The organism is Ruegeria sp. CL5 (assembly GCF_056536485.1).
This window is the reverse complement of sequence record NZ_JBQFPS010000004.1, coordinates 1-23,399: the sequence shown is the minus strand read 5'-3', so window position 1 is coordinate 23,399 and position 23,399 is coordinate 1. Positions and strand designations below refer to the sequence as shown.

Annotated in this window: 22 protein-coding genes; 12 read left to right on the top strand and 10 right to left on the bottom strand. The window is 56.3% G+C overall.

Features of this window, described 5'->3' with window-relative positions; genetic code table 11:
• Window positions 1-54 precede the first annotated feature (54 nt).
• Together ACR0IU_RS07990 and ACR0IU_RS07985 are read left to right on the top strand one after the other, a co-directional pair.
• Complete coding sequence (locus tag ACR0IU_RS07990; protein WP_010438756.1) at window positions 55-885, top strand: hypothetical protein; 831 nt, start codon at window positions 55-57, stop codon at window positions 883-885.
• Window positions 882-1,904 (top strand): endonuclease/exonuclease/phosphatase family protein, encoded by a 1,023-nt coding sequence (locus ACR0IU_RS07985; RefSeq protein WP_480715877.1) that lies wholly within the window; start codon window positions 882-884, stop codon window positions 1,902-1,904. The genes ACR0IU_RS07990 and ACR0IU_RS07985 overlap by 4 nt, the downstream gene beginning before the upstream one ends.
• Before the next feature lie 10 nt (window positions 1,905-1,914).
• On the opposite strand, the gene ACR0IU_RS07980 is transcribed toward ACR0IU_RS07985, so the two are convergent.
• Window positions 1,915-2,820, bottom strand: a complete 906-nt coding sequence (locus ACR0IU_RS07980) for a Rossmann-fold NAD(P)-binding domain-containing protein (protein ID WP_480715876.1) — start codon at window positions 2,818-2,820, stop codon at window positions 1,915-1,917.
• A gap of 83 nt (window positions 2,821-2,903) precedes the next feature.
• Here ACR0IU_RS07980 and ACR0IU_RS07975 point away from each other — a divergent pair, with 83 nt between their 5' ends.
• Complete coding sequence (locus tag ACR0IU_RS07975) at window positions 2,904-3,797, top strand: LysR family transcriptional regulator (protein WP_480715875.1); 894 nt, start codon at window positions 2,904-2,906, stop codon at window positions 3,795-3,797.
• A gap of 6 nt (window positions 3,798-3,803) precedes the next feature.
• On the opposite strand, the gene ACR0IU_RS07970 is transcribed toward ACR0IU_RS07975, so the two are convergent.
• Window positions 3,804-4,331, bottom strand: a complete 528-nt coding sequence (locus ACR0IU_RS07970) for a redoxin domain-containing protein (RefSeq protein WP_480715874.1) — start codon at window positions 4,329-4,331, stop codon at window positions 3,804-3,806.
• Window positions 4,332-4,422: 91 nt separating this feature from the next.
• Between ACR0IU_RS07970 and leuB the strand changes: the two genes are divergently transcribed.
• Window positions 4,423-5,526 (top strand): 3-isopropylmalate dehydrogenase, encoded by a 1,104-nt coding sequence (gene leuB / locus ACR0IU_RS07965; RefSeq protein ID WP_170775807.1) that lies wholly within the window; start codon window positions 4,423-4,425, stop codon window positions 5,524-5,526.
• Between the two features lie 56 nt (window positions 5,527-5,582).
• Here the strand turns inward: leuB and ACR0IU_RS07960 are convergent, their stop codons facing one another.
• Window positions 5,583-7,769, bottom strand: coding sequence for a transglycosylase domain-containing protein (locus ACR0IU_RS07960; protein ID WP_480715873.1), 2,187 nt, complete (start codon window positions 7,767-7,769; stop codon window positions 5,583-5,585).
• A gap of 257 nt (window positions 7,770-8,026) precedes the next feature.
• Here ACR0IU_RS07960 and ACR0IU_RS07955 point away from each other — a divergent pair, with 257 nt between their 5' ends.
• Together ACR0IU_RS07955 and ACR0IU_RS07950 are read left to right on the top strand one after the other, a co-directional pair.
• Window positions 8,027-8,365 (top strand): P-II family nitrogen regulator, encoded by a 339-nt coding sequence (locus tag ACR0IU_RS07955; protein WP_039541190.1) that lies wholly within the window; start codon window positions 8,027-8,029, stop codon window positions 8,363-8,365.
• A gap of 33 nt (window positions 8,366-8,398) precedes the next feature.
• Window positions 8,399-9,721 (top strand): ammonium transporter, encoded by a 1,323-nt coding sequence (locus ACR0IU_RS07950; RefSeq protein WP_480715872.1) that lies wholly within the window; start codon window positions 8,399-8,401, stop codon window positions 9,719-9,721.
• A gap of 67 nt (window positions 9,722-9,788) precedes the next feature.
• Here the strand turns inward: ACR0IU_RS07950 and ACR0IU_RS07945 are convergent, their stop codons facing one another.
• The 4 genes from ACR0IU_RS07945 to ACR0IU_RS07930 form a co-directional block, all read right to left on the bottom strand.
• Window positions 9,789-10,973, bottom strand: coding sequence for an amino acid aminotransferase (locus ACR0IU_RS07945; RefSeq protein ID WP_010438736.1), 1,185 nt, complete (start codon window positions 10,971-10,973; stop codon window positions 9,789-9,791).
• Complete coding sequence (sseA, locus tag ACR0IU_RS07940) at window positions 10,973-11,827, bottom strand: 3-mercaptopyruvate sulfurtransferase (RefSeq protein ID WP_480715871.1); 855 nt, start codon at window positions 11,825-11,827, stop codon at window positions 10,973-10,975. The genes ACR0IU_RS07945 and sseA overlap by 1 nt, the downstream gene beginning before the upstream one ends.
• Before the next feature lie 93 nt (window positions 11,828-11,920).
• A complete protein-coding gene (locus tag ACR0IU_RS07935; RefSeq protein WP_170473430.1) occupies window positions 11,921-12,190 on the bottom strand; it encodes a CBU_0592 family membrane protein in 270 nt (89 codons plus the stop codon).
• Between the two features lie 12 nt (window positions 12,191-12,202).
• On the bottom strand, window positions 12,203-12,760 hold the full coding sequence (locus tag ACR0IU_RS07930; protein WP_170546847.1) for a helix-turn-helix domain-containing protein: 558 nt from the start codon (window positions 12,758-12,760) through the stop codon (window positions 12,203-12,205).
• A gap of 104 nt (window positions 12,761-12,864) precedes the next feature.
• On the opposite strand from ACR0IU_RS07930, the gene ilvD reads away from it, so the two are divergent.
• Window positions 12,865-14,697: a dihydroxy-acid dehydratase gene (ilvD, locus tag ACR0IU_RS07925; protein WP_170473424.1), complete on the top strand. Its 1,833-nt coding sequence runs from the start codon at window positions 12,865-12,867 to the stop codon at window positions 14,695-14,697.
• A gap of 164 nt (window positions 14,698-14,861) precedes the next feature.
• Here the strand turns inward: ilvD and ACR0IU_RS07920 are convergent, their stop codons facing one another.
• Window positions 14,862-15,680, bottom strand: coding sequence for a sulfotransferase family protein (locus tag ACR0IU_RS07920; RefSeq protein WP_480715870.1), 819 nt, complete (start codon window positions 15,678-15,680; stop codon window positions 14,862-14,864).
• Window positions 15,681-15,819: 139 nt separating this feature from the next.
• Between ACR0IU_RS07920 and ACR0IU_RS07915 the strand changes: the two genes are divergently transcribed.
• Window positions 15,820-17,397 (top strand): DUF5928 domain-containing protein, encoded by a 1,578-nt coding sequence (locus ACR0IU_RS07915; protein WP_480715869.1) that lies wholly within the window; start codon window positions 15,820-15,822, stop codon window positions 17,395-17,397.
• Window positions 17,398-17,452: 55 nt separating this feature from the next.
• Here the strand turns inward: ACR0IU_RS07915 and amaB are convergent, their stop codons facing one another.
• Both amaB and ACR0IU_RS07905 read right to left on the bottom strand, forming a co-directional pair.
• On the bottom strand, window positions 17,453-18,949 hold the full coding sequence (amaB, locus tag ACR0IU_RS07910) for an L-piperidine-6-carboxylate dehydrogenase (protein ID WP_480715868.1): 1,497 nt from the start codon (window positions 18,947-18,949) through the stop codon (window positions 17,453-17,455).
• Between the two features lie 18 nt (window positions 18,950-18,967).
• On the bottom strand, window positions 18,968-20,074 hold the full coding sequence (locus ACR0IU_RS07905) for a saccharopine dehydrogenase family protein (protein WP_480715867.1): 1,107 nt from the start codon (window positions 20,072-20,074) through the stop codon (window positions 18,968-18,970).
• 701 nt (window positions 20,075-20,775) lie between these two features.
• On the opposite strand from ACR0IU_RS07905, the gene ACR0IU_RS07900 reads away from it, so the two are divergent.
• From ACR0IU_RS07900 to ACR0IU_RS07885, 4 genes are read left to right on the top strand one after another with little or no spacing between them, the layout of a single operon-like run.
• On the top strand, window positions 20,776-21,438 hold the full coding sequence (locus ACR0IU_RS07900; RefSeq protein ID WP_480715866.1) for a MotA/TolQ/ExbB proton channel family protein: 663 nt from the start codon (window positions 20,776-20,778) through the stop codon (window positions 21,436-21,438).
• Window positions 21,439-21,469: 31 nt separating this feature from the next.
• On the top strand, window positions 21,470-21,796 hold the full coding sequence (locus ACR0IU_RS07895) for a biopolymer transporter ExbD (RefSeq protein WP_170775911.1): 327 nt from the start codon (window positions 21,470-21,472) through the stop codon (window positions 21,794-21,796).
• Between the two features lie 4 nt (window positions 21,797-21,800).
• Window positions 21,801-22,178, top strand: coding sequence for an ExbD/TolR family protein (locus tag ACR0IU_RS07890; protein WP_480715865.1), 378 nt, complete (start codon window positions 21,801-21,803; stop codon window positions 22,176-22,178).
• On the top strand, window positions 22,175-23,221 hold the full coding sequence (locus tag ACR0IU_RS07885; RefSeq protein ID WP_480715864.1) for an energy transducer TonB family protein: 1,047 nt from the start codon (window positions 22,175-22,177) through the stop codon (window positions 23,219-23,221). The genes ACR0IU_RS07890 and ACR0IU_RS07885 overlap by 4 nt, the downstream gene beginning before the upstream one ends.
• Window positions 23,222-23,399 lie beyond the last annotated feature (178 nt).

The following is a 23,399-nucleotide window of genomic DNA, read 5'->3' as shown; positions in this document are numbered from 1 at the left end:
TGGACGACAAGTCGACTTAGAATCGACAGCTCCGGTTTGGAAAGGGTTCGGATTGTGATTGCACGCACGACGGGCGCGGCGATACGTGGATTATTGGTGGCACTGATGGTGCTAACCCCCGCGTTATACCTGCCCACATCGACGTCTAACGGGACTGAGATTATCGTCTTTCTGGCGATCCTTGCGTTTATTCTAACATTCTCGGAATATAATTCGGCCTTCCCAAGCTTTATCGAGTTCCGTGACGCCCCGCCGGTAAACAGGTTGCGTTTTGTTGGCCTGATGTCGATGGTCACCTTTCTGACGCTGATCTGTAAGAATGCGTATGCCCCCACGGATCTTACGGGCGTATTCTATTCTATTGGCTTGATGGTCGCGAATGTGGTGGACTTTCCCTATTCGCCTGTTCGGCTCGTGGTTCTGGTGCTTCCCGGAAACGCCAGCGCACCACTTATTGAGCTCGTCAGTATATCAGCCAGCATCGCCTATGTCGCGGCTTTGGTCACCATCGCGAGCTTTGCCTACGCCGTAAAACTCAGAGGATGGCCAACAGGAAATGGCGCGTTCAACGTTTGGACCAATCTGCCTTTGTTTGACCCGACCAAGGGTGGAGATGTTGTTGCCCGATTGCAGCGTGATGGGCGGCTGAACATCGCAATTGGGGCGTTGCTGCCCTTCCTGATCCCTGCTGTAATCAAATTGACAGCCGAATTTATCACGCCGATCACGCTCGGCAATCCCCAGACTCTGATCTGGACGCTTTGCGCCTGGGCGTTCCTGCCTGCCAGCATGATCATGCGCGGTATGGCGACACTGCGCATTGCCAACCTGATCGTCGAAAAACGCCGCGCCTATTCAACATCCGAGTCTACTCAGATCGCATGATCCGACTGCTGGTCCTGTTAATGCTGCCCTACGTGGCGCAGGCAGAGACATTGCGCGTCGCAAGTTACAATACTGAACTTAGTCGCAAGGGACCTGGCCTGTTACTGCACGACATCTGGCGGGAAGATCCGCAGGTTACGGCGGTTATTGAGGTGTTGGTAACAACCCGCCCAGACATCGTTGCACTGCAAGGGCTCGATTGGGATCTGGACGGGCTTGCGCTCGACGCTCTCGTTGATGCGCTTGAAGGCCATGGCTTGAATTATCCCTACAGCTATTCCGAGCAACCCAATTCGGGGCTCGAAACCGTTGAAGACTTAGATGGGGACGGAAAAACTGGTGGTCCTGGCGACGCACAGGGATGGGGGCGCTTTACGGGCCAAAGCGGCCTGGCAGTCTTATCCCGCTATCCCATCGCAGCCAGAGAGGTCCAGTCCTATACCGAGATGCTTTGGAACGAACTTCCTGGTGCCCTGTTACCAAAAATAAACGGAAATCCATTTCCCTCACCTCAGGCACAAGCGATTCAGAGGCTGTCATCCACATCACATTGGGTCGTCCCGATCGACACCCCTGTCGGTCGTATCAATTTGATGACGTTTCACGCTAGCCCCCCTGTCTTTGATGGTCCCGAAGATCGCAACGGGTTACGCAACAGGGACGAAGTTCGATTCTGGTCGCAACTGCTGGATGGTAAATTGGGGCCTACTCCTTCAGATCGGTTCGTCATCGCAGGCGATGCCAATCTGGACCCGCACAACGGCGAAGGGCACAAGGCTGCAATCAACAATCTTCTTACCGACCCTCTGATCCAAGACCCTGTGCCATTGGACCCTGCCGGATCGGCCGCAACAGTTCTGTGGAAAGGGGTAGGCGAAATGAGAGTGGATTACGTATTGCCCTCATCCGATTGGCGCGTGCACGATGCAGGTATCTACTGGCCTGAGACCGAAGCCCGAGCTTCGGCAGAAGCAGCAAGTCGTCACCGGCTTGTCTGGGTCGATCTCATCAACCAATAGGCGCCTGCGGTCATGATCGTAAAGCTGCACCGGTTCGTTGCGGCACATCAAAGACTTTGGGTTTTGGGATCGCATTTCTAAGTGCCTCGTTCGGTTCAGTCAGCGAAAATCCCGGCAGCAATTCGTTAAAGAAACTTCCATCCAGACGATGCGGTGTATCCCATAGGTAGCGCATTTCAAGCAGATGTGGGGCTAGACGCCAGAAGGGGCGGGCCAACTGCAACGGCCACCACGCCATCTGCTTAAGCGCAATGTCTTGCCCAGTCATCTGTGACAACATCTGTGCCATTTCATTGCCGGTCAGAGTGTAACCTGCAAAGGGAACATCACAGAATCGCGGCAGCTCGCCACGTATGTCTGCCAGGGCCACGGCGGATCGGGTCAGATCGGGCAAGTAGGCCCAAGAATGCTGGATGTCGGGATTGCCCGGGTACACAAAGCGACCGCGCTGCAAGTGTTTGATCATGATCTGATCGAACCAGTTGCCCGAGGCCGTGGTGTCGATGAAGTCACCTGCGCGCAACATAATTGTCCGCACGGATGAAGCGCGATATGCCTCTTCCATTTCGATGCGGATGCGCCCCAGCGGATTGCGTGCAAGATGGGGTGTTTCACTTGACCAAGGTCCAGGCGTATCCGCGCCGAAGACATAAACGTTGCCGGGCACAATCACTGTCAAATCATGTTCAGATGCCACATCTATGACCCGTCGATGCAATTCAGGGACTTGCTTCGCCCAATCGGGATACAGCGGGTTCCATGCGTTCACGATAACGTCTGCCCCGCGTGCCGCCGAGTGTAGATTGTCGCTGCGTCGATCAAACCGGCGCACGCCCCAACCCGCGTTGGAAAAAGCCTGTGCAGCATTGCGACCAAAGCGGCCACTGGACCCGAGAATAAGTGCTGTTTGTGACATCGGTCCCTCCATTCAACACCAATCTATTCATTCATCAGTATTTGGAAATTGCCAAAAACCGCAGATTATGTATTCGTTTTTGAATGGCAAATTCTCTTCGACTTTCTGACTGGTCCTTGATCCAAAGTTTTCTCGCTGTTGCGGAAACGGGCTCATTATCCGCGGCCGCGAAGCAACTTGGGCGCAGCCAGCCAACGCTGGGGCGTCAGGTGCATGCGCTGGAAGAAGAACTGGGCGTGTCGCTGTTTGACCGCCACGCGCGTGGGTTGACGCTCAGCGAGGTGGGGCAGCAGGTGCTGCCGATGGCACAGCAGATGTACAGCGCGGTCAATGCGCTTGGTTTGACGGCGGCCGGGCAGGCCCAGCAGCTGGAGGGCTCGGTCAGGATTACCGCCTCGGTCTTTGTATCGCACCATTTACTGCCACCGATAATCGCCGCGATTCGTCAGGCTGAACCGGCTATTCAGCTTGATCTGGTCGCCTCGGATGCCAGCGAGAATCTACTGTTTCGCGAAGCCGACATCGCCGTGCGCATGTACCGCCCCGAACAAGTCGACATCGTGGCAAAACATATCGGCGAGGTGCCGTTATGTTTCTGCGCCTCACGGTCCTATCTGGACCGCGCAGGACGGCCAGCAACACCGACAGAGTTGATGCAGCACGACCTTGTGGGGTTTGACACCAACGAAGACATCATCACCGCCATGCGGAACAAGGGCTGGCCCGCCAGCCGGGACAGCTTTGCCACGCGCTGCGACAACCAGACGGCATATTGGGAACTGATCCGCGCAGGATGTGGGGTGGGGTTCAGCCAACTCAGCATTGTGCAGGCTGACCCAGAGGTCGAGGTGTTGGACATTGATGTCGAGATACCGGTGCTGCCGGTCTGGCTGGCCGCCCCTCAGGCGATGCGACAGACCCCGCGCATCCGCAGGGTCTGGGATCTGTTGGCCGAAGGGTTGAAGGCGCGGCTGTAAAACCGCCTACAGCGCGCCGGTATAGGTGCCACGCGTGGGATAGTTATTGGCCAAGGTGAATTTCAAACCGCCGACGATGTCGGATATTGGCGGTCGCGCAAAAGGCGTTGTCTGCTGCCAGACGTAATAGAGGGTCTGATCAGGCTTGATATAGAAATGCCCCGGTTCGGCGAATAACGCTGGCTCGGCACTACCTTCACGAGCCACGGAGATGTTCAGACCCCAGACATCCCGCGCGTCCGCCATGGACAGGCTGTGCCCAACACGCACTTTTGAGACCCCGGCTTTCTCCACCGTTTCCGCCGCTCGTTCGCCGGTATCCGTGGTGATCATGATCACCTCGACCCCCAGTTCGGCGAAATCACCCAGCGCCGCTTCGATCTCACCCATCTGGCGAATGCAGATCGGGCAATGCAGGCCGCGATACTGAATCACCAGCGTTCCGTTTTCGCCCGCGTCACGCTCAAGATCAAAGGTGCCATGGCCTACGGTTTCGATTTTTAGCGATGGGGCCGGATTTCCGGGTGTCAGCATGTGGTTTCCTCGTGATTTGACGGGTTCGTCTCATTGACCCGATGCGCCGCAAACGCTAGGGCCTGTGCGACAAAACGCAAGGAGACTGTCGATGTCCAACCCCTCGCTCCTCATCCTGCCCGGAGACGGAATTGGCCCGGAAGTTATGGCCGAAGTGCGCAAAATCATCGATTGGTTCGGTGCCAATCGCGGTCTTCAATTTGACGTGAGCGAGGATCTGGTCGGCGGTGCTGCCTATGACGCGCATGGCAAGCCCCTGTCGGATGCGACCATGGCCAAGGCGCAAGAGGTCGATGCCGTTCTGCTGGGTGCTGTTGGTGGCCCTAAGTATGACGATCTGGACTTCAGCCTGAAGCCCGAACGCGGCCTGCTGCGTTTGCGCAAGGAAATGGACCTGTATTCCAACCTGCGCCCCGCTCAATGCTTTGACGCGCTGGCGGATTTCTCGTCGCTGAAGAAGGATGTGGTAGCAGGCCTCGACATCATGATCGTGCGCGAGCTGACCTCGGGCGTTTATTTCGGCGAGCCGCGCGGCATTTTCGAGGAAGGCAATGAACGCGTTGGTATCAACACCCAGCGTTACACCGAATCCGAGATCGAACGTGCTGCGCGTTCCGCGTTTGAGCTGGCGATGCGCCGGAACAAGAAACTGTGCTCGATGGAAAAAGCCAATGTAATGGAGTCGGGCATCCTTTGGCGCGAAGTCGTAACCCGCGTGGGCCAAGAATACCCCGAGGTCGAGCTGTCGCATATGTATGCCGACAACGGTGCGATGCAGCTGGTGCGTGCGCCCAAGCAGTTTGACGTGATCGTCACCGACAACCTGTTCGGCGATGTGCTGTCCGATTGCGCCGCGATGCTGACCGGGTCTTTGGGCATGCTGCCGTCCGCCTCACTTGGCGCACCGATGGCCAATGGTCGCCCCAAGGCGATGTACGAACCGGTACATGGATCCGCCCCCGATATCACGGGTCAGGGCAAAGCCAATCCGATCGCGTGTATCCTCAGCTTCGCCATGGCGCTGCGCTACAGCTTCGATCAGGGCGACGAAGCAGGTCGCCTGGAAGCCGCGATTGAAAAGGTTCTGGCCGATGGAGTTCGCACGGCAGATCTGCTGGCAGAAGAAGGTGTTCAGCCGGTATCGACCAGCGAAATGGGTGATGCAATTTTGGCGGCACTCGACGAAAGCGTCTGATCTTACGATCATTCAGACATCAAAGGCGGTGCCCAGCGCACCGCCTTTTTTGTATTTCAATTTCCGAAAATGTTGTTCAGCAGATTGTTGATCGCCTTATCCAAGCCGGTCTGTTTCTTACGGCGCTGCTGCTGAGGCTGTGCAGTTCTGACCGGTGGGTCCGGCTCCAGCATCGGCAATGGCGTTGGCGTCATTCCTTCCGTGACGCGCAACATCGTCTCTTTCCAAATTTCCGCCGGTAGACCGCCGCCCGTCACACCCGACAAAGGCGTATTGTCATCATACCCCATCCAAACACCCGCAACGTAATCGGCTGTGAACCCGATGAACCACGCATCCCGCGCGGCCTGAGTCGTTCCCGTTTTGCCCGCCACCTGCCAGCCCGGCAGTTTTGCGCGCCCACCAGTGCCTTCCGAGACCACGCGCTCCATCATCCAGGTTAGTTGCTTGGCGGCCTTGTCGTTGATGACACGTTCACCGATGCCGGTTGTCGTGACCATAACGGGATCAGACTCACCCAGCAGCTTCAGTTCAGTCAGTCCATACGGCTCCACCGCTGAGCCGCCGTTCAGGATACCGGCATACGCGCCGGTCATCTCGATCAGAGTGCTTTCCGATGCGCCCAGCGCCAGCGCGAGCCCTTCAGCCAAATCACTTGAAAGGCCGAAACCGCTGGCAACGGTGCGGACATTATCAAGCCCAGAAATATCTGCCACTTTGACCGCCGGGATGTTCAATGAATTCTTCAGCGCATCCGCCAGTGTCACCCTACCATAGAACTTGTGGGTGTAGTTCTTCGGGCACCACTGGCCCGAGCCTGCGATATCCCAGCAGGTCGGTTCGTCCATAACCGTATCCAACGGCGAATACCCCAGCTCCAACGCTGTCGCATAGACAAACGGTTTGAAAGACGACCCGGTCTGACGCAGAGCCTGCGTGGCCCGGTTGAACGCGCCTGATACACGGGTCTTTCGGCCACCGACCATACCGCGCACAGCGCCATCGGCGGACATCACCACAATAGCGGCCTGCGCTTTGGAGCCTTCGCGCACTTTCTCCTGGAAGATGAACTTCAGTGCCTCTTCCGCCGAGGTTTGAATGCGCTGATCCAGCGTTGTCCGGATCACCACGTCCTCAGTTGTGTTACGTGTGAAAAACTCAGGCCCACTGGCCATGACCCAATCGGCAAAATAGCCACCGGCCCGGGCGGCGGCGGCTTCGGACAACTGCGCCGGGCGACTGCGCGCCTCGCTCGCCTGCGCGCTGCTCAGATAGCCCTGAGCTTCCATTAGCCCAACCACCAACCGCGCCCGATCTTGCGAACGTTGCAGGTTATTCGTGGGCGCATAGCGAGAAGGTGCCACCAGCAGCCCCGCCAACATCGCGGCCTCGGCCGGAGACACTTCGGCAGCCGAAATCCCGAAATAGCGCTGGCTGGCGGCTTCGAACCCACGTGCACCTGCACCAAGGAAGGCGCGGTTCAGATAGATCGTCAGAATTTCATCCTTGGAGTATTTGACCTCCATCGCGATTGCGTAAACTGCCTCTTTCGCCTTGCGCCAAAGCGAGCCCTGACGGCAATCGGCTTCATAAGCGGCCTCGGATTCCCACGCGCTGGGATCATAAGGCACTCCGAGACACAGCAGCTTTGCTGTCTGTTGTGTAATGGTCGAGCCGCCATGGCCCGACAACGGCCCGCGCCCTTCGCTCAGGTTGATGCGCACCGCGCTCGCGACACCGCGCGGGCTGACACCGAAATGGCGGTAGAACCGCTTATCCTCGGTTGCGATCACAGCGTTCTTGAGATGTGGCGAAACTGTATCCGCGGTGATCACGCCACCGAACTGATCGCCGCGCCAGGCGAAGACCTTGCCATCGCGATCCAGCAACGTCACCGAACCCTTGGCCCGCCCATCCAACAAGGCATCCACATCCGGTAGCGATGTGTAAACGACACCGACGGCCAGCGCCAACAACAGCCCCGCCACCGCACCAATCCGCCACGTGACGCCCCAGAACAGGCGCCAGAGCCACCGGAACAGACGGCGGAAGAAGCCACCGCCCTTGCCGCCAGAACTGCGGCGCGTCTTCTTGCGGGCCGTCTTGCGCGGCGCCGATTTGCGGGCGATTGATTTCTTGCCCGCAGGTTTTGCAGACCGCTTGGTCGCCGCAGGTTTTCGACCTTTGGACGGGTACCTTTTGTCCGCGACAAGGCGCGGTTTGCGGCGGTTGGACTCAGTCATGCTCAAACTCTGCCCGGTTATGCTTTTGGGGCACCATACCCCGCTGGGCCGGTCATGTAGAGGTGTGAAATTCCGGTATTTCCCCTTACAGGTTTGCCTATATTTTCACCAAACAACATATTTTGTGCAAAAATTGTGCATGATTGCTGGTTTTTCACCCCCGCTCACCCCCCGAAAACGTTCCATCTGAACCTCCGTCGCGCATTTTTCTGCAGGTGCAAAATACCGGGCCGCCCGGAGTAGCAGAGGGGAAAGACGTGAAACTGATCATTGCGACAATCAAACCGTTCAAGCTTGAGGAGGTGCGCGAGGCGCTGACCAACGCGGGCGTGCGCGGCATGATGGTGACCGAGATCAAAGGGTTCGGCTCGCAATCGGGCCACACCGAGATTTATCGCGGTGCCGAATACGCTGTGAATTTCGTGCCCAAGATCAAGTTGGAAATCGTGGTGCCCGCCACCATGGCCGACCAGATCGTTGAGACCATCACCACCACCGCCAAAACCGGCAAGATCGGTGACGGCAAGATTTTCGTCCTCGATGTCGAGCAAGCCCTGCGCGTGCGGACCGGGGAAACCAACGAAGAGGCGCTTTAAGCGCGCTCATTCACAATCACTCGAGGACTGACAATGAACCTGATGAAATCTCTCATCCCTGCCGCTGCGATCGTCGCACTGCCGCAGATGGGTCTTGCGCAAGAGGCCGCTACCGGCGAGCCCGCGCAACACACCCAATACATATTCACCACGCTGCTGTTCCTGATGGGCGGCTTTCTGGTGTTCTTCATGGCAGCAGGCTTTGCCATGCTCGAAGGTGGGCTGGTGCGCTCAAAGAACGTCGCGATGCAGATGACCAAAAACATCGCGCTGTTTTCAATCGCCGCGATCATGTACTGGCTGATCGGCTTCAACCTGATGTACCCCGGCGATGGCTGGACTATTTCAGGCTGGCTGGGTCCGTTCTTCTCGACCACCGTGCTTGACCCGGTGGGCGTCGGTGCAGATGTAGCGGCGCTTGACTACGCCTCGATCGGTTCGGATTTCTTCTTCCAACTGGTCTTTGTCGCAGCGACCGCCTCGATCGTGTCTGGTGCGGTGGCTGAACGGATCAAATTGTGGCCTTTCCTTGCCTTCGTTGTTGTCCTAACCGGCATCATGTACCCGATCTCGGGCTCGTGGCAGTGGGGTGGTGGTTGGCTGTCCGAAGCAGGCTTCTCAGACTTCGCTGGATCGACCATCGTGCACTCGGTTGGTGGCTGGGCGGCTCTGGCAGGTGCCCTCATCCTTGGGCCGCGCATCGGTAAGTACAAGGACGGTAAAGTGCACCCGATGCCTGGTTCGAACCTAGCTCTGGCCACCTTGGGTACCTTTATCCTGTGGCTGGGTTGGTTCGGCTTCAACGGTGGTTCGCAGCTGGCGATGGGCACTGTAGGAGATGTCTCAGACGTATCGCGCATCTTTGCCAACACCAACATGGCTGCTGCATCCGGTGCCGTTGCCGCCCTTATCATGACACAGCTGCTGTACAAAAAGCCCGACCTGACCATGGTGCTGAACGGCGCGCTGGCGGGACTGGTGTCGATCACTGCTGAGCCGCTGGCCCCGTCCCTGTTCGGCGCCCTGTGGATCGGTGCCGTAGGTGGCATCATCGTGGTCTTCGCGGTTCCGATGCTGGACAAGTTCAAGATCGACGACGTCGTGGGCGCTATCCCGGTTCACCTGTTCGCCGGTATCTGGGGCACGATTGCCGTGATCTTCTATGGCGAAGCCAGCCTGATCACGCAGCTGACCGGCATCATCGCGTACGGTGTATTCACCTTTGTCGCCGCTCTGATCCTGTGGACCTTACTGAAAGCCACTGTCGGTATCCGCGTCAGCGAAGAAGATGAGATCAACGGTCTCGACATGGCTGAGCTTGGTATGGAGGCCTATCCGGAGTTCTCCAAAGGTTAATAGCCAACCATATACAAACAAAAACCCGGGCTTCACGCCCGGGTTTTCCATTTTTCAAAGACGCGCTTCAGACACCAACATCAATGATCGCCTGAGCCAGAATCGGCACGGTCGTCGCATTCAATCCCGCAATATTCAGACGGCTATCACCAACCATGTAGATACCATGATCCGCACGCAGCTTCTCGACCAGCTCCGGGGCAGCGCCCAGCCGCGAAAACATTCCTCGGTGTTGCGCGATAAACCCGAACCGATCCGATCCGCTGAGGCGCTGCAACTCGTCCGCCAGTTGTTGACGCAGGCCCAGCATCGACAAGCGAACTTCTTCCAGCTCGGCGGCCCAATCGGCGCGCAGAGCCTCATCATTCAGGATCGTGGTCACAACGCGCGCGCCATGATCGGGTGGGAAAGAGTAATTTTGGCGATTCAGAAACGCCAGAGAGGATTGGTTCAACGCCGTCTGAGCTGGATCATCACTGATCGCCATCAGCAGACCAGTACGTTCGCGATAGACGCCAAAGTTCTTCGAGCAGGACGCCGCGATGAGGCAGCGTTTCACGGAAGAAGCCACAAGACGCGTCGCCTGCGCATCTTCCTCAAGACCATCACCAAAGCCTTGATAGGCGATGTCGATCATGGCCACGAGACCGCGTTCGTTGATCAGGTTCACGACTTCCTGCCACTGCACCATGTTCAGGTTGGCACCCGTTGGGTTGTGGCAACAGCCGTGCAACAGAACCACGTCGCCTGCATTGGCGGTTTTCAGATCTTCGATCATGCCATCGAAATCAACACCACGGGTTTCGCTGTCAAAATAGCGGTACTCGGCGGTTTCAATCCCCAGATAACGCAGGATCGACGGATGGTTCGGCCATGTGGGGTTCGACAGGAAGACACGGGCCGACGGATTAGCCATGCGGATCAGTTCAAACGCCTGACGACAAGCCCCGGTTCCGCCGGGGGTCGCCACGGCAGCAATATTGCCACGTGGCACGGCGTCCCCAAGGATCAGCCCGATCATCGCGTCTGCATAAGCCGGATCGCCCGCCAACCCGGTATAGGCCTTGCTTTCTTGCTCTTCGAGAATTCGCTTTTCGGCAGCCTTCACTGCACGCATCACCGGTGTGACACCTTCGGCGTTCTTGTACACACCGACACCCAGATCGATCTTTTGATCACGTGGGTCCTCGCGGTACATCTGCATCAGCGCCAGAATCTTGTCAGCGGGTTGCGGTTTGAGGTTCTCGAACATCAGTTCTCTCCGGTTGCGACGGGCAGGGTCGGGAAGGCACCCCATTCAGCCCAGGAGCCATCATAAAGCGAGTGGTCTTTCTTACCCATGCGCTCAAGCGCAAGGCTGAGGATCGCTGCGGTCACGCCCGACCCACAGGATGTGATCGCGGGTTTCGACAGGTCCACACCTGCAGCTTCGAATATTGCACGACAGTCTTCGGGTGACTTCATCGTGCCGTTTTTGTTCAGCAGCATTCCAAATGGCACATTGCGAGAACCGGGGATATGGCCCGAACGCAACCCTTCGCGTGGCTCAGCCTCGGCACCAGCGAAACGTGATGCCGAACGGGCATCGATTATCTCGTGATCATGCAGTTTGGCAGCCGCAGAAACCTGCGTGACATCGCGGATCAGATGGTTCTGCACCCGCACAGTCATGTGACGGTCGCGAATGACCGGAGGCAGGTCCTCAATCTCTCGACCTTCGGCCTGCCATTTGGGCAACCCACCATCCAGAACGGCGATGTTTTCCTGCCCCATCAGACGGAACATCCACCAGACCCGTGCTGCCGACATCAGACCAGCGCCATCATAAACCACTACCTGATGGCCATCACCCACTCCCATCGCCCGCAAGCGCGACATGAACTTCTCGACCGGAGGTGCCATGTGCGGCAGATCCGAACGATGATCGGAAATCTCATCAATATCGAAAAAACGTGCACCAGGAATGTGGCCCGCGTCATACTCTGCCTTGGCGTCGCGGGCTTGCTGCGGCAGGTACCACGACCCATCCAGTATCCGTAGATCCGGATCCTTGATATGAGCGGCAAGCCATTCGGTAGTAACGAGGGTTTTTGGATCGTCCTGCATCAAAGCCTCCCCTAAGCGAGCTTGGGTTTTCCCTATACTCGGCGCGATGCGGGTTCAAGGCTGGATAGCGCTAGCGCTTCGGTAGCATTGGATTTAACCCGCCCGGCGCAGGCGAAAGTGCTGAATAATCCCGATCACGCTGATGATGATCCAGAAGCCTTCGATCAGCATCGATGCCAGATTGAAGTTCTGCATCAGCGAAAACACGATCAGAACCGAACCGATCAGGTTCACCACCGGAAAGCCCAGATCGTCTGAATTCATCATGCGCATCTGGGTGGCAAAATAAGCTACAACCACGATCAATGCCCCGAAGGAGCCGATCGCATCGACGAATGTCAGGCTGTCAAAGAATGCAGTCACGGTGGTTCGATCCTACTCTAGATTTTCGACCAATTGGGAATAGTGGTGCATGTTCAGGAACGCCGCCCCCTGATCACCAGCGCGGTATCCATGCGGCAAATCAGCAGCGAAGCGCAATCCCTGCCCGGCTTGCAGCGGAATCCATTTGTCCGCGCGCAGAATTTCCAAAACTCCGCTGAGCACAAAGACCTCTTCGGTCACCCCCGCCGCATGGGCTGGCGACTCATGGCTTTGGTTCGGGGACAGCTCAACATGAAATGTCTCGGCTCCCAATGCCGGATCAAAGGGAAAGACAATCTTGACCTCGATACTTCCCGGGAATGTCACGGTACTGAACACATCGGTATCTGCCGTGTCGCGCATTGCGGCGGTGCCAATCAAAGCGCTCAGCGGCAATTGGAAGCCTTTCGCGATCTTCCACAAGGTCGCGATGGTCGGGCTTGATTCGCCGCGCTCGATCTGACCCAACATGGCTTTACTAACCCCGGTCAGTTCGGCCACTTTAGACAGGCTTAAACCCGATGCAGCGCGAACATCCCTTAGTTTCAGCGTTAACTCATCTGATTCCATACCCAAGCCTTGCGATTTGCCTTGTGCGTTATAACGTACATATGATACGTGCGCTATAACGTACACACCCAATATCGCAGCTTGGGCAATAGGGAAACAGCATCATGCCAATGTACCGATCCAGAACCTCCACCCATGGCCGCAACATGGCCGGCGCCCGTGGCCTATGGCGCGCCACCGGAATGGGCGACGACGATTTTGGCAAGCCAATCATAGCGATCGTCAACTCGTTCACTCAATTTGTACCTGGCCACGTGCACCTGAAAGATTTGGGCCAGATGGTCGCGCGCGAGGTTGAGGCCGCAGGCGGCGTGGCTAAAGAGTTCAACACCATCGCGGTGGATGACGGGATCGCCATGGGACATGACGGGATGCTGTATTCCCTGCCCTCGCGCGAGGTGATCGCGGATTCGGTCGAATACATGGTTAACGCCCATTGCGCTGATGCGATGGTCTGCATCTCGAACTGCGACAAGATCACACCCGGTATGCTGATGGCTGCCATGCGTCTGAACATCCCGGCAATCTTCGTCTCTGGTGGTCCGATGGAAGCCGGCAAAATCGACATCGCCGACCTAGACGCCAAGAAGATCGACCTTGTGGATGCGATGGTCGCTGCTGCTGACGACAAGTTCACTGACGAACAGGTCCAGCATATCGAAGAGAACGCCTGCCCGACCTGCGGTTCGTGCTCGGGTATGTTCACCGCAAACTCGATGAACTGTCTGGCCGAAGCGCTGGGGCTGGCCCTGCCGGGCAACGGCTCGACGCTTGCTACGCACGCGGACCGCAAAGAGCTGTTTCTCGAGGCTGGTCGCCGGATCGTCGAGATCACCAAACGACACTATGATTTGGACGAAAAAGGCTTCTTGCCGCGCGAGATTGCGACGTTTGATGCCTTTGAAAATGCCATGAGCCTCGACATCGCAATGGGTGGCTCGACCAATACCGTGCTGCACCTGCTGGCCATCGCGCATGAGGGTGAAGTTCACTTCACCATGTCCGACATGGATCGGCTCAGCCGCCAAGTGCCCTGTCTGTGCAAGGTCGCGCCAAATATCGAAAATGTGCATATGGAAGACGTCCACCGTGCCGGTGGTATCTTCTCTATCCTCGGCGAACTCAGCCGCGCGGGTCTGTTGCACGAGCACTGCCATACAGTGCATTCGGGTACGATGGGTGAAGCGATTGCCAACTGGGATATCAAGATCGCCAACAACCCGAAGGCGCAGGATCTGTTCAAGGCCGCGCCCGGAGGCGTGCGCACCACGCAGGCCTTCAGCCAATCAAACCGGTTCAAAGAGCTTGATACCGATCGTGAAGGCGGCGTTATCCGCTCGAAAGAACACGCGTTCAGTCAGGATGGCGGTCTGGCTGTGTTGTTCGGGAACATCGCGCGCGACGGCTGCATCGTGAAAACGGCAGGTGTTGATGAGAATATCCTGAAATTCACCGGCTCTGCTTATGTTTGCGAAAGTCAGGATCAGGCGGTGAACGATATTCTGACCGGTAAGGTCAAAGAGGGGGACGTGGTGGTTATCCGTTACGAAGGCCCACGCGGAGGTCCGGGCATGCAAGAAATGCTGTATCCGACTTCGTACCTGAAATCCAAAGGTCTGGGTAAAGCCTGTGCCTTGCTTACCGATGGGCGTTTCTCGGGTGGAACCTCGGGGCTGTCGATCGGCCATGTCTCGCCAGAAGCCGCTGAAGGTGGCGAAATCGGTCTGGTACATACCGGCGACAAGATCGAAATAGACATCCCCAACCGCACAATTCATTTGGCAGTCTCTGACGAGGAGCTTGCGGCCCGGCGCGAGGTACAGGACGAAAAAGGCTGGCACCCCGCCAACCCACGCAAACGCAAGGTCTCAACCGCCCTCAAAGCCTATGCAAAACTGGCAACCAGTGCCGCAAAAGGCGCAGTACGCCAGGTTTGACCTATTTCAAACGTAAGTGCTTCCGCGCCCGCAGCGGAGCATCGGCTGCACCGATAGCCCTTGCGGACTTGGGCCCGGCGCCGCGCCATGCGCGGCGCCGGGCCCAACCAGAGGAGACGTCTTGTCAGAGACGTTGACGACGGGCGGGAGCCTTCTGATTTAGCTCAGTCACCCAGTTTTGCGTGAATCTCGTCCAAATCGATTTCACCGATTGGCATCTTGTTCGCGGGATTCTCGAAATCATATTTGAACAGCTCGAAATCCTGCTTGTAGATTTCATAGACCAAGTGCATGGACAGGTCGTCAAAATAGTCCTCGACCGGATGCGCACGCTTTGGCCCGTGGCCTTCAGATTCATTGAAGCGTGGAATTTCGGACAGAGTCACCGTATGCGCTGTGTCCAGGTGATCCAGAACATCCTGCATTCCATCATTGAACTTCTCGGTCCAGAAAATGCGATCATATCGGCCACCATTAGCGATCAACGTTGAGACATGACCGGACATGGCGGACCAATGAATGTCTGGATCCATCGGGCGTCGCCAGCGGATCGTATCGCGCGCAAACAGTAGAAACCTGCGGAAACTGGCGATTTGGTCAAACTCAGCTTTGCCATCCTCACCGCCAACCTCAATCCCGTAGTTGTAAATCAACGTCGGCACCAGATTTCCGCGATAGCGTTTACCGTTCCGCTGAATACCGCAAATCTTGTCGAAAAACGAACTTAGGATGCGCGTATATGGATTGCGCACACAGGTAAAAGTGTATGACCCATGCGACTGAACATTCCGCGCTATTGGGTCCTGACTGGCATTAAAAGCCCACTTATGCATCCCATCATTGGCGTCGTGAATATCACCATCAAAAAACCGGCCATGATCCGAGAAGTACATGATCTGCCCAATGGTCGAGCAAGCACATTTTGGCACGACACGATAGACCATGCTCTGACTTTCGGTCATCCATGTACCGGGAAAACCCATCTGCTGTGCCTCCTTAGCCAGTTATCGTATTGATACTCCGGCATATTGGCTCAAAGAACCAAAAATATTCTGTTTATTCAATCGCTCATCCTCAGTATCACGGTTGCAAACGGCAGAAACGGGGAAATACAAATATAGAATGGCAAAGATTGCCTTTATCTTGCTGTGTCACAAAGATCCGGACGCGATCATCGCGCAGGCCGGTCAGCTGACGGCTGCCGGTGATTGCATGGCGATCCATTTTGATGCCCGTGCCAGCGACACAGATTATGCGCGAATTCGCGAGGCCCTAAGCGACAACCCTAATGTCACCTTTTCGAAGAAGCGCATTAAATGCGGATGGGGTGAATGGTCCCTGGTACAGGCTACGCTGCATGCGCTTCAGTCGGCTGTAGAGCAGTTCCCCAGGGCCACCCATTTCTATATGCTGTCTGGCGATTGCATGGCCATCAAGACCGCTGAATATGTGCACGGTTTCCTTGATGATCGCGATGTGGATTTCATCGAGAGCCACGATTTTTTCGCAAGCAACTGGATCAAAACCGGGATGAAAGAAGACCGGCTGATCTATCGCCATTACTTTAACGAACGTAATCAACCGCGCCTCTTCTACACCGCTTACGAGATGCAAAAACGGTTTGGCCTCACTCGCGACATACCGTCAGACCTTCAGATCATGATTGGCAGCCAATGGTGGTGTCTTCGCCGTCGTACTGTCGAGATGATTCTCGAATTCCTGCAACAACGCCCGGACGTGCTTCGGTTCTTCAAGACAACGTGGATTCCGGATGAGACGTTCTTTCAAACTCTCGTTCGCCATCTGATACCAAAGCACGAGATCGAGAACCGAACGCTGACATTTCTGATGTTCTCCGATTACGGCATGCCCGTTAGTTTCTACAACGATCACTATGGCATGCTGCTGGGTCAGGATTACCTCTTCGCACGCAAGATCAGCCCCGAAGCCCATGAACTCAAGGAACGGTTAGGGCAGTTATATGCCAGCGAAGGGGTCGCGTTTGGTATTTCTGGGGAAGGGCGCAAACTGTATCATTTCTTGACCAGCCGTGGACGCGTCGGACGACGGTACACACAACGGTTCTGGGAAGCGGGAAACACCCTGGGAACCGATCGCGAAATATACTTGATTGTCTGCAAAAAATGGCACGTTGCCAAACGATTGGTTGATCAGATTGCCTCGGAAACCAGCATTCCCTGTATTGAATACATATACGATGAGCAAGACACTCCGCTTCCCGATCTGGGTGGCATTGAGACGACATTAACCAAACGCTCCCGACATCGTCGCGTAGTCGCGAAATTGCTGTTCGAACATTTCGACAGCGACAAACTGATCTTATGCGTTGATCCTGCGAACTTAGACGTCATTCAGGACTTTGGCGGGGATCAAGCCCAGACGCGTGTACTGGAAATCGAATGCGATTATTCCGACGAATACCTTGCTGGTCACGCCTTGCGTGTCGGGTTGGCTGGTCAGAACAGCTCGGCCGAGTCAATGGCCCGATTGCTTCCTACTTTGCGGAACGCACTTGCCTATGAATCTGAGCAGATCCGATATTCCAAGAACGATGGTTTGTTTCATTTGCGCGAAACTGCTGATCGCTTGGTCAACGAAGAGGCAATAGCCGAGTTTCTGAACCTAACGGAGGCCCAGGCCAAATCGATTATGCATTTGGATTACCTTTTCGCGGATTGATATCCGGCGGCGCACATAAACTCCGACGGATATGCTAATGATCGAGACCCGCCAGTCAGATGTCGAATTTGACTCCCTGTGCCAACGGCAACTCGGCTGAGTAGTTCACCGTGTTGGTCTGACGGCGCATATAGGCTTTCCAGGCGTCCGAACCACTTTCGCGCCCACCACCAGTTTCCTTTTCACCGCCAAACGCGCCTCCGATCTCGGCACCGGACGGGCCGATATTGACGTTTGCAATGCCACAATCCGAGCCAGCTGCGGTCAGGAACTGTTCCGCCTCACGCATGTTCAACGTGAAAACACAGGATGACAGGCCTTGGGGCACATCGTTTTGGATCTCGATCGCCTCGGCGAAATCATCATAACCGATGACATACAGGATCGGAGCGAAGGTTTCTGTCTTCACAGTTGCCGTCTGGCTGGGCATTTCAACAATGGCGGGTTCCATGTAGACGCCACCAGGCATTCCCTCGGTTACTCGCTTGCCACCAAAGACCGTTCCACCCTCGGCTTCCGCCCTCCTAAGCGCTCCGGTCATTGCGTCGCCGGAGGCTTCATCGACAAGCGGACCTATCAATGTCCCTTCCGCCAGCGGGTCGCCAATTGGAAGGCCCGAGTAAGCTTTCTTGAGGCGGGCAACAAGCTCTTCACGGATCGAGTTGTGCACGATCAGACGGCGTAGCGTGGTGCAGCGTTGACCCGCCGTCCCGACGGCTGAAAACACGATCGCCCGGACCGCCATTTCCAGATCGGCCGAGGGACCGACGATCATCGCATTGTTGCCACCGAGCTCCAGAATGCATTTACCAAAGCGCTGCGCCACGATCGGAGCAACCGCACGGCCCATCCGGGTGGAGCCGGTGGCCGAGATTACCGGCACATCCTCGCTCGCGACCAGAGCTTCACCCAGCGCGACACCGCCGATCAGGGTCTGCAGCAGGCCGTCAGGCGCATCCCCGAAGCGGGCCAATGCGCGCTCGAAGATTTTCTGACAGGCCATCGCGGTCAGAGGCGTTTTCTCCGAAGGCTTCCAGATCACGGGATCGCCACACACCAACGCCAACGCCGCGTTCCATGACCAGACCGCAACCGGAAAGTTAAAGGCCGAGATCACACCCACTGGTCCTGCAGGATGCCAAGTTTCCATCATCCGATGGCCGGGTCGTTCCGATGCAATGGTCAGACCATATAGTTGACGTGACAGGCCCACGGCAAAGTCGCAGATATCGATCATCTCCTGCACTTCGCCCAGCCCTTCCGAGGTGATCTTGCCAGCTTCCCAACTGACCAGCGCGCCCAGATCATCTTTGGCCGCACGCAACTCTTCGCCCAGAAGGCGGATCAGTTCTCCGCGGCGCGGGGCAGGCACAACCCGCCATGCTTTGAACGCTTCCTTCGAGCGCGCAAATATGCAGTTCATCTCGGACAGAGGCGTTTCGTGCACTTCAGCCAGCACACTTCCATCAATTGGAGAAGTCACGCGCAGCGATCCACCAGTCAGCTCTGCCGCCGTCAGGTCCAGTTTCGCAAGAGTAGCTTCAGCAGTCATTACAACATCTTTCATATCTCAGGCCGCCTTGTTCTGTTCGGTGACATCGCCGGCGCGGTAGAGCCGACCAAATTCTGTGTTCAGGAAATCAGCAAGCTTTACCTGCTCCTGCCGGACAAAACCCTTGGACGGCAAAGCACCCGTCCGCATCAGATCGACGACACCCAGCACACCTGCTGCGGTGGTGATCTGGATCGCACTCCAGATTTGCCCATCAATGGTGCGGGCAAAGGATTTGTTGATCAGGGACTTCTCGCGCAGGGAACCATCAATCATTCCCTTGGCAGTGCAATAGACCAGCACTACATCCTGATCGGTGCGCGGCAGAGCGGTTTCAAAGATCTCTTTCAACAGATCGCGCCGACGCTCTAATCCCAAATCACTTAGCAACAATCGAAGAATATCCCGATGTCCCGGATATCGGATCGACCGATAGGACACAGCCCGCGCTTTACCTTCAAGCGTTTCGGGCAGCGTGCCCAGCCCACCGGACGTGTTGAAGCATTCATACTCCACACCATCATGGCCAATCAGTTCATAATCTTCGAGTGGCGCTGTCTTAACCCGCTCGCCGTTCACAATGGCATCGCAAGGGTTACAGTACTCATTTATCAATCCGTCAGTGGACCACGTCAGGTTATATTTCAATGCATTGGTCGGAAACAGCGGCAGTGCCCCAACCCGCATATGTAAGCTTTCCAACTCATCGAATTCCGAAGCCAGCGCGGCGCCAGCGATACCGACAAATCCGGGTGCCAATCCGCATTGCGGCATGAATGCTGTGTCACTGTTCTGCGAAAGTTGGCGTACCGCATTGGTCGCTTCAACATCTTCTGTCAGATCAAAGTAATGGGCTCCGACTGCTTTTGCTGCACCGGCAATTGCTGGCGTCAGGAAAAATGGAGCTGCCGAAATAACAGCATCAAACCCCCTGAGCCCCCGTTCGAGGCTTGCACTGTCACGGGCATCGATCTGCCGCGTTGAAATCCCGCGCTTGTTGAACACAGACAATGCCGAGAGATCATGATCGGCAACAGTTACCGAGTAATGCGCCGAGGATTTCAACAAGGTCGCGATCATCTGACCGATCTTCCCCGCCCCGACTACGCAAATATTCCAGCTCAAAACGCGCCTCCATACTGTATTTCTTTCGATTATGAGGGGCGAATTGTTCGGAATGCAGATCATGTCTTGACGAAATGAGGCAGATATCCGTCATATCGTCATATGTTATGTCAATTTGCTGGACTACATCTTAAAACTCGCACTCAAATATTGTCGAATTCACAATCGTTTCAGCGATCCTTTGAAGTGAGAGTGCTATCAGGTATGAGAGGACCATTGTCGGCTACACAACGCAGACAAACGCGGTTCGCCCAAGCATATAGGTGCCCTTCAATGAGATCTCTCCGTGTCCTGCTTACCTGTTTCGCATGCCTGCTCTCATGCGGAGCTCTGGCGCAATCCGCTGAGGCACCTGCCGCTGAGATTTCTCTGGAGCTCAATGCCTTGGGAGACGTCGGTGGTGCCTGTAGATTAACTTTCCTGGTGACCAACCAATCCGGAACCAGCATCGATGAGGCAATATTCGAGACGGTGATATTCGACAATGAAGGGAGTGTCGTGACCCTTTCACTTTTTGATTTTCGAGACTTACCCTTGGATCGCCCGCGTGTCCGTCAGTTTGACCTGCCAGGGATGTCTTGCACGTCTGTTGGGCGAGCATTGATCAATGGCGCGAGTTCATGCGTGATAAACGGATCTCAGAGCGACGTCTGTCAATCGACTCTAACGCTCAGCAGCCGAGTTGAAGTGGAGTTACTTGGATGAATATTCTCTCTTCTCTTCGGGAAATCCTAGCCCTTGGCGGGCCCGTAGTGGCTATCCTTATTGTCATGTCGGTCCTGACCGTCGCGGTCAGTATATACAAGCTGTGGCAGTTTGCAGCCTGTGGCGTGGGACGGCACAAGGTGCTGTCCCAAGCACTACAAGCCTGGGATGCTGGGGATCGGGCCACTGCGCGCGCACGCCTCGCACAGAGCAGCAGCTATCTTGCACCGCTTGTCGAAGCCGCAATGGACGCGCCGGACACTCCCGATCTGGACGCCCGGCTGGATGCCGAAGCCGGGTTGGCACTTGCCGGGCTTGAGCGGGGGTTTCGACTTTTAGACACGGTTGCCCAGCTTGCCCCGCTGCTTGGGTTGTTCGGGACAGTTTTGGGAATGATCAATGCGTTCCAAAGCCTTCAGTCGGCCGGGTCTTCTGTCGATCCTTCATTGCTGGCAGGCGGCATCTGGGTTGCCCTGGTAACCACAGCTGTTGGCCTTGCGGTGGCGATGCCAACCTCGATGGTCTTGTCCTGGTTTGAAAGCCGAACTGCCCGGGAACGCGTATTTGCGGACAAAGCACTACGCACGGTTCTGGTCCCAAACCATTCGAACCAGCCCGCCACCGGCGCGACCGAGATTCTGAACGCTGAACATGCGTAACACGGCACCCTTTGTCAGACGACCGATGTCGATGACGCCGCTCATCGATGTCATCTTCTTGCTGTTGCTGTTCTTCATGTTGTCTTCAACCTTCTCAAAATTCGCGGAGATCGAAATCAGCAGCGCAACCTCAGGCGCATCAGAATCGGCTGAGCCCGTCGAGCGAATTTTCATCCAGATCGGTACCGAGCGGGTGACTTTGAATGGCGAAACACTGACGCTGGATGAACTGTCTACGCGGATTGGGGCCGGTCAGGCTCTGGTAAGCCTTGATGCGGATACGTCCGCCCAACGACTTGTAGATTTGCTGGTTATTTTGCGTGGCCGCGATGGCTTGACCGTCACGGTGTTGGAGTAGACCGATGATCTGCTTTGGTCGCCCAAGCCGAAAACGAGACTCGACCATCCCTCTGATCAACGTCGTCTTTCTGATGCTGATCTTCTTTCTGATTGCAGGCACCCTGGCACCACCGCTTGATCCCGAGCTTCAGCTTGTCGACACATCGGAACTGGAAGGCCGCGACCCTCCCGATGCGCTTGTCCTGAACGCTGATGGCATCCTCAGCTTTCGCGGAGTGCAAACCGACCCTGAGGCTTTCATGTCCAGCCATGATGACGGACCGGTCAGGATTGTCCCCGACCGCAATGTTTCAGGCCAACGGTTGATGGAGGTAACCGGTGCCCTTCGACGGTATGGCGCGCCGTCTGTGTTCCTCGTGACCCAGCAGGCGTCAAAATGATCCGGAAGTCAGCAGCCGTCGCTGCGTTGGCGGGTGCGCTTTCGCTTGTCCTGCACATCCTTGGGATCAGTTTCTACGGACCCAGTCTGCCACAATTGCGATCCAAGGGGGAATCGGTCAGCTTGATCGAGCTTGGCAACACATTCGAAGAATTCACCGAAGACACGACTAACCCGGTGCAACCGGAATCTGCTGAAACACCCGTGCCTCCGGTTGAAGACACTATTAGGCCCGATACTGCCGACATCCCGATCAGCGAAACACTCGTCGCCTCCCCCGATCCTCAGCAGGTATCTTCACCCGATGTCGGAGCGCCCGTCGCCCCACAATCAGAATTGCAGGAAGGGGTGCCGACCGAACCGGTCGCCCCGTCCAGCGCCGAACCAGCCGCAGACGCGGTGACTATCGCAACACCCCCGGCGCCCGAGCGCTTGGCAGCGCTACCACCCACAGACGCCCCAACTGCTCCGGTCCCTCCGCTGGAGAGTGCTGTGGTCGAACCGGAAATCCCAAGTTTCGTCGATGAGCCAACAACAGAACTGCCGGAAGAACAAACCGGGGCTTCCGATCAGGCTGTATCTGTCTCCAAGCGTCCCCGCCTTCCGGACAGAAGGCCCGCAACGGAAACACCAAAATCGCTCGATGGGTTCAGTAACTTCGACAATTTGCGCAACCCTTCGCGGACAGTAGAGTCGCCCTTAAGCCTGTATCAAAAGAAAGGGGCTGACCCGTTCCGAACCAGCAGTGGCAGAAATCAATCCTCAGGCCGCGGCGCAGGAAACTCCGACACTACGAACTATGCCGGACAGGTTCTGGTCCATCTAAATCAAACACCCGTCGTCTATGTCCCGGTCCGAGGATTTGCGCAGGTATTCTTCGAAATTAATACTGATGGATCACTGGCTTGGGTCGATATCGTCGACAGCTCAGGCTCACCCGAGATCGAACGCGCGGCCAGAGATCAAGTCATCCGCGCCGCCCCATTTCCTCGCCCACCAAGCGGATCAAGCCGCAGGCTGTCGTTTTATTACCAGAATAGTTGAGGTCAGAGACAGCGGCTCAGTTGCATAGCTATTCGTTAACCGCACCAGACTTATAGCTTGGAGTGCTTTAAGCAATTGAACCGTGTGATCAATTGTAGTCTGAACGGGCTATACTGATATTTTCTGACGTTGGTTGCGGGAGCAGGATTTGAACCTGCGACCTTCAGGTTATGAGCCT

Coding starts and splice junctions, on each gene's coding strand:
- ACR0IU_RS07970 (WP_480715874.1), bottom strand. CDS start 4,331: ATGCTGACACCCGGAAATCCGGCCCCATCGCTAAAAATCGAAACCGTA.
- ACR0IU_RS07895 (WP_170775911.1), top strand. CDS start 21,470: ATGACGCCGCTCATCGATGTCATCTTCTTGCTGTTGCTGTTCTTCATG.
- ACR0IU_RS07960 (WP_480715873.1), bottom strand. CDS start 7,769: ATGACTGAGTCCAACCGCCGCAAACCGCGCCTTGTCGCGGACAAAAGG.
- ACR0IU_RS07915 (WP_480715869.1), top strand. CDS start 15,820: ATGGCAAAGATTGCCTTTATCTTGCTGTGTCACAAAGATCCGGACGCG.
- ACR0IU_RS07975 (WP_480715875.1), top strand. CDS start 2,904: ATGGCAAATTCTCTTCGACTTTCTGACTGGTCCTTGATCCAAAGTTTT.
- ACR0IU_RS07890 (WP_480715865.1), top strand. CDS start 21,801: ATGATCTGCTTTGGTCGCCCAAGCCGAAAACGAGACTCGACCATCCCT.
- ACR0IU_RS07885 (WP_480715864.1), top strand. CDS start 22,175: ATGATCCGGAAGTCAGCAGCCGTCGCTGCGTTGGCGGGTGCGCTTTCG.
- sseA (WP_480715871.1), bottom strand. CDS start 11,827: ATGCAGGACGATCCAAAAACCCTCGTTACTACCGAATGGCTTGCCGCT.
- ACR0IU_RS07980 (WP_480715876.1), bottom strand. CDS start 2,820: ATGTCACAAACAGCACTTATTCTCGGGTCCAGTGGCCGCTTTGGTCGC.
- ilvD (WP_170473424.1), top strand. CDS start 12,865: ATGCCAATGTACCGATCCAGAACCTCCACCCATGGCCGCAACATGGCC.
- ACR0IU_RS07950 (WP_480715872.1), top strand. CDS start 8,399: ATGAACCTGATGAAATCTCTCATCCCTGCCGCTGCGATCGTCGCACTG.
- ACR0IU_RS07945 (WP_010438736.1), bottom strand. CDS start 10,973: ATGTTCGAGAACCTCAAACCGCAACCCGCTGACAAGATTCTGGCGCTG.
- leuB (WP_170775807.1), top strand. CDS start 4,423: ATGTCCAACCCCTCGCTCCTCATCCTGCCCGGAGACGGAATTGGCCCG.
- ACR0IU_RS07985 (WP_480715877.1), top strand. CDS start 882: ATGATCCGACTGCTGGTCCTGTTAATGCTGCCCTACGTGGCGCAGGCA.
- ACR0IU_RS07900 (WP_480715866.1), top strand. CDS start 20,776: ATGAATATTCTCTCTTCTCTTCGGGAAATCCTAGCCCTTGGCGGGCCC.
- amaB (WP_480715868.1), bottom strand. CDS start 18,949: ATGACTGCTGAAGCTACTCTTGCGAAACTGGACCTGACGGCGGCAGAG.
- ACR0IU_RS07920 (WP_480715870.1), bottom strand. CDS start 15,680: ATGGGTTTTCCCGGTACATGGATGACCGAAAGTCAGAGCATGGTCTAT.
- ACR0IU_RS07930 (WP_170546847.1), bottom strand. CDS start 12,760: ATGGAATCAGATGAGTTAACGCTGAAACTAAGGGATGTTCGCGCTGCA.